Annotated in this window: 21 protein-coding genes and 1 pseudogene; 5 read left to right on the forward strand and 17 right to left on the reverse strand. The window is 65.9% G+C overall.

Annotated features, from left to right (window positions below; all coding sequences use genetic code 11):
• Position 1: 1 nt before the first annotated feature.
• Genes CDO44_RS05290 through CDO44_RS05310 form a run of 5 tightly spaced genes read right to left on the reverse strand, consistent with a single transcriptional unit; the run spans position 2 to position 3,057 of the window.
• The gene (locus tag CDO44_RS05290; protein WP_013391803.1) at positions 2 to 541 is read right to left on the reverse strand and encodes an integrating conjugative element protein; all 540 of its coding nucleotides are present in this window, start codon (positions 539 to 541) and stop codon (positions 2 to 4) included.
• Positions 538 to 1,128 (reverse strand): transglycosylase SLT domain-containing protein, encoded by a 591-nt coding sequence (locus tag CDO44_RS05295; RefSeq protein WP_013391802.1) that lies wholly within the window; start codon positions 1,126 to 1,128, stop codon positions 538 to 540. The genes CDO44_RS05290 and CDO44_RS05295 overlap by 4 nt, the downstream gene beginning before the upstream one ends.
• Complete coding sequence (locus CDO44_RS05300) at positions 1,110 to 1,835, reverse strand: TIGR03759 family integrating conjugative element protein (RefSeq protein ID WP_013391801.1); 726 nt, start codon at positions 1,833 to 1,835, stop codon at positions 1,110 to 1,112. Before CDO44_RS05300 ends, CDO44_RS05295 begins: the two co-directional genes overlap by 19 nt.
• Before the next feature lie 14 nt (positions 1,836 to 1,849).
• Positions 1,850 to 2,494, reverse strand: a complete 645-nt coding sequence (locus CDO44_RS05305; protein ID WP_013391800.1) for a hypothetical protein — start codon at positions 2,492 to 2,494, stop codon at positions 1,850 to 1,852.
• Positions 2,491 to 3,057, reverse strand: a complete 567-nt coding sequence (locus tag CDO44_RS05310) for a PilL N-terminal domain-containing protein (RefSeq protein WP_013391799.1) — start codon at positions 3,055 to 3,057, stop codon at positions 2,491 to 2,493. The genes CDO44_RS05305 and CDO44_RS05310 overlap by 4 nt, the downstream gene beginning before the upstream one ends.
• A 150-nt stretch (positions 3,058 to 3,207) precedes the next feature.
• On the opposite strand from CDO44_RS05310, the gene CDO44_RS05315 reads away from it, so the two are divergent.
• Genes CDO44_RS05315 through arsH form a run of 5 tightly spaced genes read left to right on the forward strand, consistent with a single transcriptional unit; the run spans position 3,208 to position 6,284 of the window.
• On the forward strand, positions 3,208 to 3,546 hold the full coding sequence (locus CDO44_RS05315; protein WP_013391798.1) for a helix-turn-helix transcriptional regulator: 339 nt from the start codon (positions 3,208 to 3,210) through the stop codon (positions 3,544 to 3,546).
• A gap of 2 nt (positions 3,547 to 3,548) precedes the next feature.
• Positions 3,549 to 4,043, forward strand: a complete 495-nt coding sequence (locus tag CDO44_RS05320) for an arsenate reductase ArsC (protein WP_013391797.1) — start codon at positions 3,549 to 3,551, stop codon at positions 4,041 to 4,043.
• A gap of 10 nt (positions 4,044 to 4,053) precedes the next feature.
• Positions 4,054 to 5,130, forward strand: coding sequence for an ACR3 family arsenite efflux transporter (gene arsB / locus CDO44_RS05325; RefSeq protein ID WP_013391796.1), 1,077 nt, complete (start codon positions 4,054 to 4,056; stop codon positions 5,128 to 5,130).
• Between the two features lie 16 nt (positions 5,131 to 5,146).
• Positions 5,147 to 5,569 (forward strand): arsenate reductase (glutaredoxin), encoded by a 423-nt coding sequence (gene arsC, locus CDO44_RS05330; protein ID WP_013391795.1) that lies wholly within the window; start codon positions 5,147 to 5,149, stop codon positions 5,567 to 5,569.
• Entirely contained in the window at positions 5,562 to 6,284 is a 723-nt protein-coding gene (arsH, locus tag CDO44_RS05335; RefSeq protein ID WP_013391794.1) for an arsenical resistance protein ArsH, read from the forward strand. The genes arsC and arsH overlap by 8 nt, the downstream gene beginning before the upstream one ends.
• Before the next feature lie 59 nt (positions 6,285 to 6,343).
• On the opposite strand, the gene CDO44_RS05340 is transcribed toward arsH, so the two are convergent.
• The 12 genes and pseudogenes from CDO44_RS05340 to CDO44_RS28000 all read right to left on the reverse strand — a co-directional run.
• Positions 6,344 to 8,623: a helicase-related protein gene (locus tag CDO44_RS05340; RefSeq protein WP_013391793.1), complete on the reverse strand. Its 2,280-nt coding sequence runs from the start codon at positions 8,621 to 8,623 to the stop codon at positions 6,344 to 6,346.
• 136 nt (positions 8,624 to 8,759) lie between these two features.
• A complete protein-coding gene (locus CDO44_RS05345) occupies positions 8,760 to 9,065 on the reverse strand; it encodes a hypothetical protein (RefSeq protein ID WP_003116817.1) in 306 nt (101 codons plus the stop codon).
• 89 nt (positions 9,066 to 9,154) lie between these two features.
• Positions 9,155 to 9,475 (reverse strand): hypothetical protein, encoded by a 321-nt coding sequence (locus CDO44_RS05350; protein ID WP_003116818.1) that lies wholly within the window; start codon positions 9,473 to 9,475, stop codon positions 9,155 to 9,157.
• A 50-nt stretch (positions 9,476 to 9,525) separates the two neighbouring features.
• Positions 9,526 to 10,659, reverse strand: coding sequence for a DUF6094 domain-containing protein (locus CDO44_RS05355; protein WP_223224654.1), 1,134 nt, complete (start codon positions 10,657 to 10,659; stop codon positions 9,526 to 9,528).
• Positions 10,660 to 10,699: 40 nt separating this feature from the next.
• A complete protein-coding gene (locus tag CDO44_RS05360) occupies positions 10,700 to 11,347 on the reverse strand; it encodes a hypothetical protein (protein WP_003116820.1) in 648 nt (215 codons plus the stop codon).
• Positions 11,348 to 11,423: 76 nt separating this feature from the next.
• Positions 11,424 to 11,684: a hypothetical protein gene (locus tag CDO44_RS05365; protein WP_003090124.1), complete on the reverse strand. Its 261-nt coding sequence runs from the start codon at positions 11,682 to 11,684 to the stop codon at positions 11,424 to 11,426.
• Positions 11,685 to 11,700: 16 nt separating this feature from the next.
• Complete coding sequence (locus tag CDO44_RS05370) at positions 11,701 to 12,108, reverse strand: hypothetical protein (RefSeq protein WP_003116821.1); 408 nt, start codon at positions 12,106 to 12,108, stop codon at positions 11,701 to 11,703.
• 104 nt (positions 12,109 to 12,212) lie between these two features.
• Positions 12,213 to 12,554: a hypothetical protein gene (locus tag CDO44_RS05375; protein ID WP_003116822.1), complete on the reverse strand. Its 342-nt coding sequence runs from the start codon at positions 12,552 to 12,554 to the stop codon at positions 12,213 to 12,215.
• 94 nt (positions 12,555 to 12,648) lie between these two features.
• Complete coding sequence (locus CDO44_RS05380) at positions 12,649 to 13,338, reverse strand: DUF3275 family protein (protein WP_003116823.1); 690 nt, start codon at positions 13,336 to 13,338, stop codon at positions 12,649 to 12,651.
• Positions 13,339 to 13,432: 94 nt separating this feature from the next.
• Positions 13,433 to 14,260, reverse strand: a complete 828-nt coding sequence (locus CDO44_RS05385) for a DUF932 domain-containing protein (protein ID WP_013391792.1) — start codon at positions 14,258 to 14,260, stop codon at positions 13,433 to 13,435.
• 145 nt (positions 14,261 to 14,405) lie between these two features.
• Positions 14,406 to 15,311 carry a DUF3577 domain-containing protein gene (locus tag CDO44_RS05390; protein WP_003116825.1) on the reverse strand — a complete coding sequence of 302 codons (906 nt, stop codon included), beginning with the start codon at positions 15,309 to 15,311 and terminating at the stop codon, positions 14,406 to 14,408.
• Positions 15,312 to 15,708: 397 nt separating this feature from the next.
• A pseudogene (locus CDO44_RS28000) lies at positions 15,709 to 16,072 on the reverse strand (XF1762 family protein); the annotation flags it as partial.
• Positions 16,073 to 16,136: the final 64 nt, after the last annotated feature.

Here is a 16,136-nt window from a genome sequence, read left to right on the forward strand (position 1 = left end):
CTCATTGCTCGATGCCGGTCGCCGTGATCAGCGCCGGGTAGTGCCGCAGGCCCAGGCGTTCGGCCAGATCATCGCCGGCCACGGGGGCCATCGGCACGCCAGGCGCCAGTGCGCGCAACCGCGCCAAAGCCTGCGCGGTCTCGACATTGACCACCAGGCCGACCGCGCCGCGGTCGTGCAGCGACGCCGCGTGACGGCGCAGCCAGGCTTGCGAGGTCTCATCGTCGCCGATGACCACGAAAGGCCGCAGGCCCGGTGCCTCGATCACGCGCCGCGCGACGAAGCCGGGCATCAGCTTCGCGCTGCGTACCGGCAGCATCGCTGCCTCGTCAGCGGGGGTGGCGGGAATCTGCGGCGTCGGAATGGGAGGCCGCAACGCGCTGTTGGCGCGTGGCTGCAGGTTAAGCGCTTCGTAGTACGGCAGCGCCGACGCGCCGCCGCGGTCCTCGACCACGATCAGCGGTTCGGCGGCATGCGCGACCAACGGCAGCGCCGCCAGCAGCGCGAGCAGGCCCCGCAGGGTCCAGAGCGGTTTCGTCATGGGGTCGACTCCTGACGCACGGCTCGCGCCGTGGCGATTGAGTGCGTGCCCTGCACGCGGGCGAGGTGTCGGGATACGCTGCGTCGATAGCGGGCGGCAGGCTCACCGCCCGCGGGCCGGTGGTAGCGGCCCATGGCCAGCAGCCAGTCTTCACCGGGGGTGTACTGCTCCTTGAGGATCTCGGCGGCGCTGGCGAGATTGCGGTACGGGTCCAACAAGTCGCAGGCATGGGTGTAGCGGTGCGGGTGGTAGCCCAGGTTGATCTGGCCCAGGCCCGCGTCGATGCGCGTGGGTGGCGTAGATCGCATCGCCTGCTGCAAACCGGCGCAGGCATCGGCACGGGTGGCGAAGCGCCGCGACTGGCCGGCGACATTCAGGGTCCACGGCCATGGGACGATGCGTCCATTGCGTCGCATGCCGCTCTCCTGCAAGGCCACGGCGTAGAGCACCGTCGAGGGAATGCCCGCGCGCTGTGCGGCAAGCTGGTAGGCCGGTGGCGGAACCTCCTGGGCATGGGCGGCGCAGGCGAACAGGCCCGCAGTGAGCGCCAGTGCGCGCAGCAGCGCCGTTACGGCTGGCGTTGCCATTGGCCGTTCACTTCGCGCACAACCGCAGGCAAATCGCCGGGCAGGCTCAGCGACAGCCAGCGGCCGCCGTCGTGGTTGAGCGTGATGCCGCCGCTGCGCACCCGGGCCGGGTCGATCTGGGCGCGCTTGGCCCAGTCGCGGATGCGCGCATCGTCCTGGCGGCTGCCGACCATGTAAAGGTCGAACTCGGCACCCGAGGATTGCAGGCGTTGGACGAGTTGCCCGCAAGCCGCGCAGCCGTCCTTGATGAACACTGCCGTGCGACCGCTGCCCCGCGCAGCGGCGGCGCCTGGCCTCTCGTCAGACAGGTTCACCCGCTGCATGCCGGGGTTCAGGCGCTGCCAGGCCTCGTCGTAGGCGCGCTGGTACGCGAGCAGCTTCTCCACGCGGCGCGCTTCGACTTGCACCTGCAGCTCTGCGTAGCGCCGCCGTTCTTCGTCGGTGCGCGCCTCGATGCCCAGGGCGGACAGCGGGTCCAGATTTGGCGAGTAGATGCCCAGCGGCCCATCCATCAAGTCGCGATAGCGCGCCCATTCCTGCGGTTGCAGGCCCCATTCGCCTGCCACCCGGTCGTCCAGGATGCGGGCGGCCAGCGGGCGCTCCTGGCTCTGCGCATTGCGGGCGGGGGTCGTGGCGGGCTGCTGCGCCCAGGCGGGCAACTGCATGGAGCCCAGCAGGAACGCGTACAGGATGATCGACGGCTTCATGTGGTGGGCTCCGGTCAAGGAATCGCCACGCGACGGGTCTGGTCGCCGGCCTGGAACACCGCGGCATTGCCCTCGATCGCCTGCAGGCGCCACGGACCCAGCGCATCACCCGGCAGCAGCACCTGGAGCTGATCGGGCGTGAAATCTCCGGCACTCGGGGCGACGGACACGCTGCGCTGACCCGCGCGCAGCTCAGCGCCGACGACACGAAATGGCAGCGGCGGCGGTTCGGACTTGGCGGTGGCCGGTTGGCTCGGGGTGCGCCGCTGGGTAGGCGCCGCTGCACGCGCAGTCGCTTGGCGCACCTTGATCTGCTCGACTTCGGTACGCAGCGCCTGAACGTCCTCGGCGGTGGCATAGCCACCCAGCGCCTGTTCGGCTTGAACGATGCGCGCCTCCATTGCCTGCCGAGCGTCTTGCAGGCCTGCGGCGGTGGCGGCTGCGGGCTGCTGCTGCAAGGCCCGCGTGGTCTCGGCCAGCCCGGTCACCTGGGCTTCGAGGCGCTGCAACCGGACATCGAGCTGCTGCTGGTCGGCCTGATCGGTCATCGTCTGGTGGCCCAGGATCGCGAAGACACTGAGACCCAGCAGCCAAAGCCAGAGCAGGCTTTGCAACACCACGGCGGCGGTCGGGCGCCGGAGCGGCTGTGCCGCGTTCATGGCTGGCCTCCCGCAAAGGGGAACGTCTGCACGGCCTCGGCAGCAGGCGGCTCGGACACCGGCTCGGCACCGGTGTCGCGACCAGGCCGCTCGAAGCAGACCTGCCGCGTCCGGTCATCGGCGTGCAGTTCCCAAGCCGGACCGGCCAGGGTGAGCAGTGCATCGCGCAAGGTCATGGGGCCGAGATGCAAGTGCGCCGCCGGCAGCGGCAGCGCGTACAGCTCGATCACCGCATGCGGGGTCTCGCAAAGCTGGTAGCCGCTGCGTTTGAGCACATGCCGCAGCCCGTCGCCGACCGTGGCGCGGACCTCCTCGGGCATGGACACGTCGATGGTCTGCACCAGCAGATCGCGCTGCGCCGCCATCGGCGCCAGCTCCACCAGGGTGTAGCGGCCATAGCGCACGACGGGAATGAACTCGGGCGGTGCAGCCTCGGGCGCGGGTGGGACGTCCTCGACGGTGCTGGCGGCCAGCGGCGGTGGCGTGGTCGCGCAGCCGCTGGCCAAGGCTGCGGCCAGGAGGCTGGTACCGACCAGACACCGGGATACATGGATTGCAGGCATGGCATCGGCTCTTCTGTTGCGATGCCGATACCTTGGCTGCGCGCGGCTGCGCGGTCAGTCAGAAATGCGAACTGGGGGGTGCCCGCTTTTGCAGTCCAACACATAGCGCAACCCGCAAATCCAACTGTGGTTTGCACATTAATTCTATAAATGTTGTATTATCGAATCATGAAAGAGGATCAAGCCATTTCCGCCTTAAACGCCCTGGCTCACACCCAGCGCCTGCGCGTGTTCCGCGCCTTGGTCGTTGCTGGCCCGGGCGGACTGACGCCGAGCACGCTAGCTGACCAGCTCGACGTGGCCCGCAACACCTTGTCCTTCCACTTGAAGGAACTGGCCCATGCTGGCCTCGTCAGCATCGAGCAGCAGGGCCGCAACCTGATTTATCGCGCCGAGTACGGCCGCATGGACGGTCTGATCGGTTACCTGACCGAGCATTGCTGCCAAGGTGGCGTATGCGAGGTTTCTCCATCCAAGACCTGCTGCTGACCATGACCGATACCACTTACAACGCCTTGTTCATCTGTACGGGCAATTCGGCCCGCTCCATCCTCGCCGAAGGCATCCTCAACGACATGGGCCAAGGGCGGTTTCACGCCTGGTCGGCAGGTAGCCATCCGAAAGGCGAAGTTCACCCGCTGGCACTCGCCACGCTGGAGCGGCTGCACCTTCCGACAACGGGCTACCGCAGCAAGAGCTGGGACGAGTTCGTGAAGCCCGATGCGCCGGTGTTCGATTTCATCTTCACCGTCTGCGACAACGCAGCCGGCGAGGCGTGTCCGCTGTGGCCGGGCAAGCCGGTGTCGGCGCATTGGGGCGTGCCTGACCCGGCAGCCGTGGAAGGCACCCTGGAACGACAAAGCAAGGCGTTCTTCGATACCGCCATGACGCTGCGCCGACGTATCGAGTTGTTCCTGTCGCTTCCGATCAAGAGTCTCGATGCCATGTCGTTGCAGCGTGAACTGCGCGACATCGGCCGCCAGTGAGGCCCGCCCGATGAGCGCAACCGATACTGCCGGCCCCGCGCCAGCAAACTCCGCCATGAGCGGCTTTGAGCGTTACCTGACGCTATGGGTGGCGGTGTGCATCATCGCGGGGATCGCTCTGGGCCAGTTCGCGCCCGCCGCATTCCAGGCCATCGGCCGCATGGAGATTGCCAAGGTCAACCTGCCGGTCGGCCTGCTGATCTGGGTAATGATCATCCCCATGCTGCTGAAGGTGGACTTCGCCGCGCTTGGCCAGGTGCGCCAGCATTGGCGGGGCATGGGGGTCACGCTGTTCATCAATTGGGCCGTCAAGCCGTTCTCAATGGCGTTGCTGGCGTGGATCTTCATCCGCCACGTCTTTGCCGACTGGCTGCCCGCCGATCAGCTCGACAGCTATATCGCCGGCCTGATCCTGCTGGCTGCTGCACCGTGTACCGCAATGGTTTTCGTTTGGAGTCGGCTGACTGGCGGTGATCCGGTATTTACGCTGTCGCAAGTGGCCTTGAACGACACCATCATGGTGTTCGCCTTCGCACCCATCGTCGGCCTGCTGCTGGGCCTGTCGTCGATCACGGTGCCGTGGGACACCTTGCTGGTGTCGGTGGGTTTGTACATCGTCATTCCGGTCATCCTGGCCCAGCTCTGGCGCCGGGCGCTGCTGCGCAAGGGGCAGGCCGTGTTCGACAGGGCACTGGAACGCATCGGCCCATTGTCCATCGCCGCGCTGTTGCTGACGCTGGTGCTGCTGTTCGCCTTCCAGGGCGAGGCCATCATCCGGCAGCCGCTGGTGATCGCCATGCTGGCGGTGCCGATCCTGATCCAGGTGTTCTTCAATTCCGGTCTGGCGTACTGGCTCAACCGCCAGGTGGGCGAAAAGCACTGCGTCGCTGGGCCATCCGCGTTGATTGGTGCCAGCAACTTCTTCGAGCTGGCCGTGGCCGCCGCCATCAGCCTGTTCGGCTTCCATTCCGGCGCAGCACTCGCAACAGTGGTCGGCGTGCTCATCGAGGTGCCGGTCATGCTGCTGGTGGTGCGCGTGGTCAATCGCTCACGCGGCTGGTACGAACGCCGCGCGACCACTTCGTAACCTCCAAGAGGCATCCATGAGCACCATCACGATCTACCACAACCCAGCCTGCGGCACCTCGCGCAACGTGCTGGGCCTGATCCGCAACAGCGGCGAGGAACCGACCATCATCGAGTACCTGAAAACGCCGCCCGACCGCGACACGCTCCAGGCGCTGATCGCGGCGATGGGCGTGCCGGTGCGAGACGTGCTGCGCGAGAAAGGCACGCCCTATGCCGACCTCGACCTGGGCAACCCGAAGTGGAGCGACGACGACCTGATCGGCTTCATGCTCCAGCATCCCATCCTCATCAACCGGCCTATCGTGGTCACGCCGCTAGGCACGCGCCTGTGCCGGCCTTCGGAAGCCGTGCTCGACCTGCTGCCGCAGCCGCAGCGCGGCGCGTTCAACAAGGAAGACGGCGAGCCGGTGGTCGATCAGGACGGCCGCCGTGTCTGAATCTCGTCTCGACCTGCCGAACATCGACACGGCGCTGTTCCAGCAACCGGACACCGAACATCTGTTCGCGCCGGCACGGGCCACGCACGCGCCGCGCTTCCTGCTGCTCTATGGTTCGCTGCGCGAACGCTCGTTCAGCCGCCTCGCAGCCGAAGAAGCCGCACGCATCTTGCGGGCGCTGGGCGGCGAGACCCGATTGTTCAATCCGTCCGGGCTGCCTCTGGTGGACGATGCGCCGGCCGATCACCCGAAGGTCAAGGAACTGCACGAACTGGTGCAATGGGCCGAGGGCATGGTGTGGAGTTCGCCGGAGCGCCACGGCGCGATGACCGGCCTGATGAAGACCCAAATCGACTGGATTCCGCTGTCGGTCGGCGCGGTGCGCCCGACCCAGGGCAAGACGCTGGCGGTGATGCAGGTATCGGGCGGCTCGCAGTCGTTCAACGCCGTCAACCAGATGCGCGTGCTGGGCCGCTGGATGCGGATGCTGACCATCCCGAACCAGTCCTCGGTCGCCAAGGCGTACCAGGAGTTCGACGAGGCCGGACGCATGAAGCCCTCGGCCTACTACGACCGCGTGGTGGACGTGATGGAAGAACTGATGAAGTTCACGCTGCTCACGCGCGACGTGGCGCCGTATCTGGTGGATCGTTACAGCGAGCGCAAGGAAAGCGCTGAATCACTGTCCAGGCGTGTACGGCAAGGTGCAATTTGACGCTGCGAGGCGCTGAAAAAAGAGCCGACGACCTCTCGGTCGTCGGCATTGCGTGAAGTTCAGGCGGCGACCAGTTGCCGGGCCAGTGCGACCTCGACGGAATCACCATCCTGGTTCAGGACATCCAGCCCCGATTCGGGCACGTCGCCCGAGGTGGACTGCGAGACCATGATCTTCTTGGCCATCAGTTCCAGGCAGGTCATCTGCGAAGAACCGGCGTAGCCGAGGTAGATCACGCGCACCGGCAACTTCTGCCCGATGCGCCAGGAGCGGCGTGCCGCCTGCTGGAGCGAGTACACGTTGTAGCCCGACTGCATGAACACGATCGTCGGAAACTCCAGCAAGTCCAATCCCGTCTTGACCAGCTCGGGATTGGTGATGAGCACGTCGATGCCACGATCCAGTTGCTCAGCGATCCAGTCTTCGCGGCGGCTGGCATCCACGCTTGCGCGCAGCACCGCCACCTTGAAGCCTTCTTGCTCCAGCAGCACCTTCAGGCGCGACGTGGTGTCCCGCGTGCCGGTATAGACCGTGTAGGCCAGAACCTTGCGGCCCTGCGCCTTCTCCGCTTTGCAGATGTCGATCAGCTCACGCTCCTTGGGGCTGATCTCGAACTCGTTGAACTGAGCCGGGACAAACGCCAAGGTGTTGCGCGTGCGCGGATGCACCACGGTCTCCGACCGGAAGCAGCAATCCGGCCAGGCCAGCAGCACGTTGAGGACCACACCCAGCAAGGTCGTATCGCGTCGCGCCAGAGCCTGTTTCAGCTCCGCGGTCAGCCGACCCGCCAGATCGCGGTAGGCCGCGGCTTGCGCCGTGTCCATCGCGACTTCACGGAACTCCTCGTCATACGGCGGCAGGACGTTGCCACCGATGTCCTTGAGCTTGAGAAAGATCGTGAACGGCAGGATGCAGCGCAGCACGCCCTTGGGGCCAAACCCCGGGGCCTTGACCGTGCGCACCGATACCTTGGTGCCCTTGGCCGTCTTGTGCGCCGTGCCGGTGCTCTCGGAGTAGATGTCCTTCAACACCCCGTGATCGCGCATGAACGCCATCGCAGCCGAGGTCATGCTGCCGCTCGTGGTCGGGCGGTAGCCGTCTTCGATCATCCGCCCCGGAAGGGCTCGGAACAGCAGGTGGAACAGGTCGTCCCCGTAGCCGCCCATCAACGTGCCGGTCAGCAGCAAGGTCTTGCGAGCCTTCGCCGCCAGCACGCCCATGGCCTGGCCCTGGGCACTGCCCCCGTTCTTGTACTCATGTGCCTCATCGGCGATGAGCAGGTCGAACGTGCCTTGCGGCAGGTAGCGTTTGATGAACTCGGACGGCTGATAGCCGCCCTCGCCAAAGCCGAACTCCATGTTGGCCATCGCACGTTCCATGCGCGTGGCCTGACGGTCGGAAAACACCAGCTCGCCGTTGCCATCCATGAGGTTGATGAACTCATGGATGTTGTCGCCGAGCATCGACGCCAGGAACCCGTCACCGAACTTTTGCATCAGCTTCTGCGCGGTGACCTCTCCGATGGTCGGTATGCGCTTTAAGGCTTTGAGCACGGCCGAGGACTGGTCGCTGCCGGACAGACTGCGCGGGCGGATCAGTGTCCACAGGGGCGCGGCGCAGTGGCCGCACTTCCTGCGGCACTCCTCGGCTTGGAGCGCGATCGGGTTGACCGGCTCGCCGTCGAGGTCGGTGATGACCGTGCCGCAGTCCGGGCAGGCCGCCACGTCGCCGTGGCGGGTGCGCCGCGTGGTGAAGACAGGCTTCCAGTGAAAGCCCATCCGCATCCTGACGCGCCCCAGGACGAAGAACTCCTGGCCCGTGGGCTGCACGCCCAACTGCTCGCGCAGCTTGATGAGCTTGACGAGCGTATCCGGCCCGTTGAGTACCCACACCTTGGCACCGGCCACCGTCTCCTGGATCTCGCGCCGCCACTTGTAAACCAGGTGGGGCGGCGACAGCACCAGAGTGCGGCGATAGCCTTCGGCGTTGAGCACGGCGGCCGTGGCAATGCCGACGGTCGTCTTGCCGCAGCCCATCTCGCCATTGACGATCGCAGCACGTTCGCCACGGTCGATCAGCAGCTCGGCGGCGGCGTGGACGACTTCGGCCTGGGCTGGGAACAGCTTGCGCTTGAGGCTGGCGACCACCAGTTGCCGGTGCGCCTGCGGTTGGCCGGTATAGACCGGCGGATTAGCGCTGTTGAGGGCGTCGAGTAGTTCGTCGCCGAACTCGCCGACAAAATCCTGAAGGCTCAGGGTCAGAGGGGAAGATTCCGCGTCGAGCAGTTCGCCCTGTACGGGCGCGGATTCAGCGGCAGTGGTTTCGAGATCGAGGGACATGGTGATGCTCCAAAGAAAAATGGGGCATGCACCACCCCCAGCGGGGCAATGGCATGCCCCGTGGTGGGAAGAGAATCGACGCGTGGCTGAGGGTGGTTGAAGGTGCTGGCCTGGGCGGCCCGCAGGTGAACCGTGCTCAGTCTTCGGACGGAAGCACGATGACGGTTGCGCAGCGCTGCGAATCGGTGACGATGCGAATGGCGAGCCCCGGATGGATCACGTAGTGCGATTCCAGCGACGCGCCCGATTGAAGCGCGCTGCTGTTCGTCTGCCATTGCTGGATGTTGACGTCGCCCCAGTCGCCACGGGTGTGGCGCCTGAAGTACGGGATCGGGTCCAGGCGACCCGCGCGGACCAGGCGGTCTACACCTCTGCTGAAGATGAGCGCCCCGATGGGGAACGCCAGCCGCTGGCAGTAGGTTTCGATGCGATGCGATGCCATGGGCTCCTCCTTGATGAGTCATTGAGCCACGACACCCCTGCCGGAGTGAAGTGGCTCCGTCAGGTGGATGAGGATGACGATGTGGGGCCTCAGATCAGGTCCCGCTCTTCGGGAAGCTGGACCACCGTGGTCTGGTGGTCCTCGCTGGTCTTGACGATCAGCGCCAGGTCCGGCGTGATCCTGAACTGCGAGATCATTAGGTTGTCCTGTTGGATCGCCACGTCGTTGGCTTGGCGTGTGGCCTCATCGATCTCGCCCCAGTCCCCGCGCACATGGCGCTGGACATAGGCCAAGGGGTCGATCAGGCCTCGCCGGGCCAGCCAATGCACCTTCTCGCTCAACTTCAACGTACTCGGTGCGAACAACGGTTGCTTGTGCGGCGCAGGCCGCTTGAACGGATTGGGGATCATGGTGTTTCTCCTTCGAGTTGGTACAGCAGGACGGCAGCGCGTCCGGTGGATCAGCGAATGGTCAACACCTCGCCCCGTGTCGCGGAGCCAGGTGTCATGTCCCACGCGCGGATGACGGGAACGAACTTGTCGGTGAGGATGCGGGTCTCGGCGATGGAGCCGTCTTCGCGTTCGGTGAACTCCCGCTGGAGCGTCTTGTCCTTGTGGGTGTCACCTTTGACGACGAGCACGCGCCCGGTCTTGGAGCGCACAACCCCCGAGATCGCACCCGCGGCCAGAGCCAGGGCGAGATGCCAGCGGGACAAGGCCCGCGCCGGTGGACGCAGCGATTGCTGCGCAGCCCCCAGGTGCGTGTCCTGCGATGGCCACAAGCCTTGCAGCCTGCCAACCTCATCGGCGAACTGCTCGGGCTCCATCGTCACGCGGAAGAAATGCTCTGGCTCGGCCGGGCTGGCGGGGACGATGTACGGCAGGAACGGCCACTCGCTCGGCAGTTCCTCGGCTTCGACTTCGCCTTGCCCTACCTGCAACAGCAGATTGCGCACGGCCTTGACGCCATCGGGCACCTGCTCGCGCTGGCGCACCCGGCGTCCGAAGATCACCACCTGCTTGAACTGCGTCTCCACCGCTCGGTAGATGCGCAGGTCCGTGTAGTGGCGCGTCAGCCAGCCGACCAACTCCGCGTCGAGCACGTAGCCGGGGACGATGAAAACCAGCACGCCGCCGTATTGCAGCAGCGAGAGCGTGCGCTGGTAGAACAGCTTTTCAAGGCGGGCACGGCCCTGGCCCTGATAGCCGATGTTGCCGTTGACGTCCTTGGACAGGTCCCCATACGGCGGGTTGAGCCAGAGCAGCCCGAAGGACTGCTTGGAGACCATCGTGTCCATCAGGTCCGCGTGCAGGCAGTGATCGACCAGGCCGCGGGCATGGCGCGCCCGCTCCGCGTCGAACTCGACGGCGAACGCCTTTGCCTGCTCGCGCCCGAGGGCATGGGCGGCTTCGGCGATCGCCACGCCTTCGCCGGCGCAGGGATCGAGGATGCACATCGGCCCGTCGCTGGGCATCAGTGCGTTGAGCGCTCTTTCGAGCGTGGGTTCGTCGGTCGGGAAATATCCGTTCTTGACGAAATTGCGGGCGAGCCGCGGGAACATGAGGGCCATGGAAGTCTCCTGGTTGGCGGGGATGAAACACGGAAGTACGCCAAGGCGTGCCTCCGAGGGTGGGTCAAGCCGCTACCGCTTCCGGCGTCCAAATCTTGGCCGGATACGGATAGGCGGTGAGCGCGTCGCTGCGGATCAGGGAGCCGAGCGCCAGGGTCAGCGCCGGCACGTCGATGGCGAGCCGATGGCCTTCCAGCGGCCCGAGGGCGAACGGAAGGCGGGCCAGCATCTCGCGGGTTTGCAGCAGTTCCAGCACGGTCTCGCGCCAGTGATCGAGCAGCGGCAACGGGCAGGTGTCCCGCACCAGCATCCACAGGCGGTCAAGCCTGTGGGCGCTGTCGCGTGGCAGCAGTGCCAATGCGCTGGCGTTGGCCTTGTCGGGCTTGACGCAGCGCCGGTCGAACAGCCACACGTTGGACAGCGAGCCGAACAGCGTCCGCCGGTACGCGCGCGTGATGCGCTTTTCCAGGCGATCGACGTTGCCGATGAATACCGGGACGCTGCCGCCCTGGTCGGTGATGACGTGGAACTGGTCCAGTCCCTGCTCGTCGCGCCCGAGGGTCAGGCGAGCGAGGAACTGCTGGACGGCGGTGTCCCGCGCCCAGATGGACAGGAAGATCAGGTTGCCCTGGTCATCGCCGACGCAGGCGTCGGCCATCACGTCCGGGCATTCGTCGATGCGGTACAGCGTGGAAGAAGTGTTTGCGGGCATGGTGGTGTCCTCGGATGAACGGGAACAGCACCGCCCGCTGGGGCAAGTACTGCCCCAGGGGGTGGAAGAAAACCGCTCAGTCCGGCTCGAACTGCCGGGTGTGCGGGTTGAAGTGAAGCGGCTCGTCCGCCGAAGTGATCGGCGTGAAGCCTTCCAGGTAGATGTTGTTGAGGTACTGGTCGCGGTAGGTCAGTGCCTGCCGTGCCTGGTCCTCGGTGAGGCCGTTGTCGATGAAGTACGCCAGCATTTCCTCGTCGGAGGACACTTCGTCGTTGGACAAACTCCCTTCAACGAGTGCCAGCAACGAGGGCGGAAGCGTTGCCAGGATCGGGTCCATGTCGGTTCCTCCTGGCTCAGGCCATCGACGCCGCGGCGGATGCCGCGGATGCCGTGGGTGTGCGCCGCCGGGCGTGGTAGGCGCGAACGCCTGCACGCCAGTCGGCGGACTGCTCCGGTGCGAGGTCCAGATAGGACAGCGGGCACGTGTAGTAGTACGGGTGCATGGACTCGTCCAAGGACTTGTAGCCCCACTGGCCGCCGCTTCGTTCAAGCAGATCGCAGCGGATGTAGCGCAGGGACTGGCCCGGTGCGAGATCACGATGCACGCCTTCGACCTTGGCGGTCACTTCGGCGACGGACCACAGCACGTTGCCGCGCAGGGTGTGAGCGATGACCTTGACGCTGGCGCGCTCGGTCTCTTGCGGTGCGATCAGTTCCGCGATCAGTTCGGACCGCGATTGGTTTGAGAAATACCAGCCCATGAGAGGCCTCCTCGAAAAGTTGAGCTGAAGGCCTCCCCGTGGGGAAGAACCCCCAGCGGGTGATGGAATGCCGCATCTGCGGCGAAGGAACCTATGCGTCGCCCTCAATCCCAGTCGTCATCGTCTCGATCACAACCGGCCGGGCAGTAGCCGAACTCGATCCCGTGCGAGCAATAGCCATGCTCCGCATTCCAGTCCTGGGTTTCCTGCCGTTCGGCAGGTGTTGCGTAGTCCCATTCCTGGGCCGCGATTTCGAGAGCCTGAGCACGTTGCTCATCCGGCAAACGATTGGCCTGTGCGTCGATCGCCGAACTGAAGAGCGTCACGTAGTGGTCGTAGGACAAGCCGCAACCGCGCTGGGCGTGTGCGGCGGCCGCTTTGCAAAGGTCCCGCCACGCGGGTTCATCCAGCGTTGAACGCGGGGTATCGCAAGCGATGGTGGACATGATGGAGACCTCCAGAAAATGGCCAGGGCCTCCCCCGCATGGGAAAGGAACCCCGGCGGGTGGATGAAGAACACCGCGCATGCGGCGTCTGCGATCACGCAGGTTTTGGTTCGGCCTGGCGGCTCCACTCCTGCGTCTTGAAGTCCAGCGCGTAGCCCAGCTCGCCCAGGCGGGCGATCTGCGCGCGCAGGGTGCGGCGGTCGATGGTCGAATCCAGTTTCACGGACTCGCCCAGCGGCCACAGCAGGCCGAAGAGCGCGGCGTCACCGTCTTCGGTGCTGCCGGGGGCAGCGGCCGTAGCAGGCGGTGGCGCATCCACGCCGAAGGGCGTGGTATCGACCAGCGGGTCCGCGGACGCCTGCACGGGTGCGGGCTTGGCGGGCCTGGACGCTTTGGTGGGCTTGGCCGGCGTTGCCGCAGGCTGCGCCCCTTGCTCTTCATCGAGCGGATCGACGTCCTGGGTGGCGAAGCTGCGGGCTTCGTCGCGGCTGAGTTTGTCGATGCCGTTGAGCGTCATGCCGTCGAGGCTGGCACGGATCTCGAACCGCATGCCGCCGCCGACCGGATAGGACTTCGGGAAGATGTACCTGATGATGAATTCCCCGTCGTACTTGCCTTCGGGGTACTGCTCCAGCTCCGGGTCTTTGACCTCGAAAGTACCGAGGTGCGTCGCGAGGCGGCCAACCGTGAACGGGCCGTTCTTGCCGCGGATGGTACGCAGCGTGAGCTGGCCGGGGACGACGATGGGCGCAACAGATTTCTCGGAAGCCGATGGGGTTGCCATGATGGTTCTCCTGATGATGAATGACGGGCCGCCGACGGCACCCGGTGGATGAGAGGAAATGGCCTCGCCCGAGGTGGGCGAGGTCCGCGTGGCATCACGCCTTGAGCTGGCGCATGCCTTCGGCCAGCAGCCACAACGCCCGGTTCAGGCGCAGGTTCTGGTCGATGCCTTGCACCGGACGGGTGCGCTGATTGCGGCCGTTGGCCGTGCGTCCGTTCAGGCCCCCTTTGACTAGGTTCTCCTGGACGCGGTTGAAGACGGCCCACAGGTCGTTCTTGCGGTCGTCCCATCGCCGAGGGGCCAGCAGTTGGCTCTCGGTGACAGGCGTGGACTTGGCCGGATCGTCGTACTTGAGTGCGAGCGCAGAGTTCGCAAAGACCTCCGCTTCGCCCTCATCGAGGGTGATGGTGCGCATCGCATCGCGCGCGTTCTGCACGCGCTCGAAACCTTCGAGGACTCCGTAGGCACCTTCGATCACCTGGCTGGCCACGTCGCCCTTGTGGGGAACGCGGATGTCTGCGGTGGTGTCACCGCAAACCAGGCCGTTGTGGCAGACGAACCGGAACATGCCGGCGAGCATCTGATAGCTGCTCGTGCCGTCATGGCTGTTGAGCAGGATGATCTCGTTCGCCTCGTCGCCGTTGATCTGGCTTGCATGGCGAAGTCGGATGAGGTGCTTCGTGTACTCGCGCCGGTCTTCGTTGCGCACGCGCGTCTGACACACCATGAAGGGCTCGAAGCCCTCCTGGCGCAGCTTGGTCAGCACGGTCGAGGTCGGTATGTAGGCATACCGATCGGACCGGCTCCCATGTGGAGCGTCGGCGAAGATCGACGGAACGACGGCACGAATGCGGTCGTCCGAGAGTGGGCGATCAGAGCGCAGGATCGGGGATTGCGGAGCAAAGCGGGATACCAGAGACATGGCTGATCTCCTTTGAGAAATTCGACAACCGCGTGGCCGTGAGACCACGCGGAACTCGGGGGATGAAATGCGCAAGCACGCGTCCTGGGGACGCGGCGTACGTGGGGAGGAAAAGCGACAAGGCCCCGTGAGAGGCCGTGCCGGATCAGAACGAAGCAGCCAATGCCGGCTCCTGCTCCTGGACTTGCGCCTCGGGCTCGCGCTCGGCGGGCTCGGTGGCCGTGTCGATGGCATCGTCGGCTTCGGACGCGGATGCGTCTTCGGCCGGCGGCGCCTCGGCTTGCGCCTGGCTCGTCGGATAGACCTGGGTGCCGTCGATCTTGATGAGACCGATGTGGACCAGCGTCGATTCCAGGCTGGCGGCCGGTTCCCCGGCGTGCTCACCCTTGGTGCGGATGTACGGATCGATCTTCATGTCGTTCAGACGGAAGGCGATCAGCACCTTGCGGTCACCCTCGACGGCCTGAACGCACCGGCGAACCAGGTGCTCGGCTTCCGGGGTGGCGACGATGGTGTCGAAGTACCGATACTCCGGTTCATCGACAGGCCCGGCCAGTGCCGCGACGGTGCAAGAGAGGAACGAGTCGCCAGCTTTTGGGGTGACGTCCTTCACACGATTGAGATAGCCGATGCCGCGGGTGATCAACTCGTGCTGCTCGATCGAAGCCAGTTCGGCCCGGTCGATCAGTTCGGCCTTGAGCAGTCGCGCCTTGAGGGACGCGGCGGCCTGACCCTTCTGCTCACCCTTGTCGCGGATGTACACATCGCCCCACAGGTCACCGAGGCGAAAGCGCACCAGCGGGCGCTGCTTGGGATCGTCAACGCCGATGTAGCGCTGAACGAGCTTCTTGGCCTCGGCACCCGAGACCTTGACGTCGAAGTAGCGGTAGCTGGGGTCCCGGGCGGGGCCGACCAGCGCGGCGATGGTGCATGCCAGGAAAGGCTGCGCACGGCGGCCGCCCCGGACGGGCACTTCACGGACACGCTGGATGTAGCCGATGCCCGAGGTGTGGAGGTCGAAATACGATTTCTCGTTGGACGTGGTGTTCATGGTGAATCTCCATTGGGATGAAGCGGAGACACACCGGCCCACGCATGCGGGGAAGGTGCGTGACCCCGCGGTGGGTTGATAAGGCGAAAGCATCCGCCACCAGAGGCTGGTGGCCGCTCGCGGAAGGATGCGGTGCGAGCTGGCTCGGTCACGCAGTGGGAACTGCGCCGCAACCTCGAAGACCGATGGTTGCCTGGCATGTCGCTGACGACGTCAGCAGGCATGGGGCCAGCATGGCGGGGCCTCGCGCGCGCGGCAGCAATCAATCGGCACCCGGGCGCTTCCCTTTGTCCGCGCCACCCGGCGCCTGTCACAGGCACTTGGCGCCGCGCAGGTGCTCGGGGGTATCGGCGCGCGGACGGCCGGGACGGCTCCAGGCGCCGCCACCGCGCGCGCCGATCAGCCGCCAGCCGGCGGCGCGCAGGCTGGCGCCACCTTCGTCGGGCATGGTGTAGGTGAGCAGGCGTATGTAGCCCAGCGCCCTTGCCGCCTGCCAGGCCGCGCCGTAGAGCTTGCTGCAGGCGCTGGGTGTGCCGTCGGTGCACAGCCGCGTGACTTCCAGCGTCCAGGTGCCGCGCGACCGGGCGGCCGACAATGGCCACGCCGTGGATCAGGTCGCTGTCGCTCAGCGTGACGGCCAGGGCGAACTTCGCGCCCTGGACCGGGCGGTGGTGGCGATGGTGCGACAGAACGAATGCATTGGCCGTGCGCAGCGACACCGGTAGGAGGTGCAGCCTCGGCGAGGTCGATGGCGTGTTCATGCGGTTGTCTCCGGTGGCATGCCGGCGTTGTGGCCGGCGGGGCGTGCCTCGGCGGCTGGAGACA

This window comes from Pigmentiphaga sp. NML080357 (assembly GCF_002188465.1).
Lineage (GTDB): Bacteria > Pseudomonadota > Gammaproteobacteria > Burkholderiales > Burkholderiaceae_B > Pigmentiphaga.

Bases quoted from the DNA above. Each gene is read 5' to 3' on its own strand.
- CDO44_RS05370 (WP_003116821.1), bottom strand. From the start codon at position 12,108: ATGGGCTGGTATTTCTCAAACCAATCGCGGTCCGAACTGATCGCGGAA.
- CDO44_RS05385 (WP_013391792.1), bottom strand. From the start codon at position 14,260: ATGTCTCTGGTATCCCGCTTTGCTCCGCAATCCCCGATCCTGCGCTCT.
- CDO44_RS05365 (WP_003090124.1), bottom strand. From the start codon at position 11,684: ATGGACCCGATCCTGGCAACGCTTCCGCCCTCGTTGCTGGCACTCGTT.
- CDO44_RS05300 (WP_013391801.1), bottom strand. From the start codon at position 1,835: ATGAAGCCGTCGATCATCCTGTACGCGTTCCTGCTGGGCTCCATGCAG.
- arsB (WP_013391796.1), top strand. From the start codon at position 4,054: ATGAGCGCAACCGATACTGCCGGCCCCGCGCCAGCAAACTCCGCCATG.
- CDO44_RS05315 (WP_013391798.1), top strand. From the start codon at position 3,208: ATGTTGTATTATCGAATCATGAAAGAGGATCAAGCCATTTCCGCCTTA.
- CDO44_RS05360 (WP_003116820.1), bottom strand. From the start codon at position 11,347: ATGCCCGCAAACACTTCTTCCACGCTGTACCGCATCGACGAATGCCCG.
- CDO44_RS05375 (WP_003116822.1), bottom strand. From the start codon at position 12,554: ATGTCCACCATCGCTTGCGATACCCCGCGTTCAACGCTGGATGAACCC.
- CDO44_RS05320 (WP_013391797.1), top strand. From the start codon at position 3,549: ATGACCGATACCACTTACAACGCCTTGTTCATCTGTACGGGCAATTCG.
- arsC (WP_013391795.1), top strand. From the start codon at position 5,147: ATGAGCACCATCACGATCTACCACAACCCAGCCTGCGGCACCTCGCGC.
- CDO44_RS05345 (WP_003116817.1), bottom strand. From the start codon at position 9,065: ATGGCATCGCATCGCATCGAAACCTACTGCCAGCGGCTGGCGTTCCCC.
- CDO44_RS05295 (WP_013391802.1), bottom strand. From the start codon at position 1,128: ATGGCAACGCCAGCCGTAACGGCGCTGCTGCGCGCACTGGCGCTCACT.
- CDO44_RS05390 (WP_003116825.1), bottom strand. From the start codon at position 15,311: ATGAACACCACGTCCAACGAGAAATCGTATTTCGACCTCCACACCTCG.
- CDO44_RS05350 (WP_003116818.1), bottom strand. From the start codon at position 9,475: ATGATCCCCAATCCGTTCAAGCGGCCTGCGCCGCACAAGCAACCGTTG.
- CDO44_RS05340 (WP_013391793.1), bottom strand. From the start codon at position 8,623: ATGTCCCTCGATCTCGAAACCACTGCCGCTGAATCCGCGCCCGTACAG.
- CDO44_RS05305 (WP_013391800.1), bottom strand. From the start codon at position 2,494: ATGAACGCGGCACAGCCGCTCCGGCGCCCGACCGCCGCCGTGGTGTTG.
- CDO44_RS05310 (WP_013391799.1), bottom strand. From the start codon at position 3,057: ATGCCTGCAATCCATGTATCCCGGTGTCTGGTCGGTACCAGCCTCCTG.
- CDO44_RS05380 (WP_003116823.1), bottom strand. From the start codon at position 13,338: ATGGCAACCCCATCGGCTTCCGAGAAATCTGTTGCGCCCATCGTCGTC.
- CDO44_RS05290 (WP_013391803.1), bottom strand. From the start codon at position 541: ATGACGAAACCGCTCTGGACCCTGCGGGGCCTGCTCGCGCTGCTGGCG.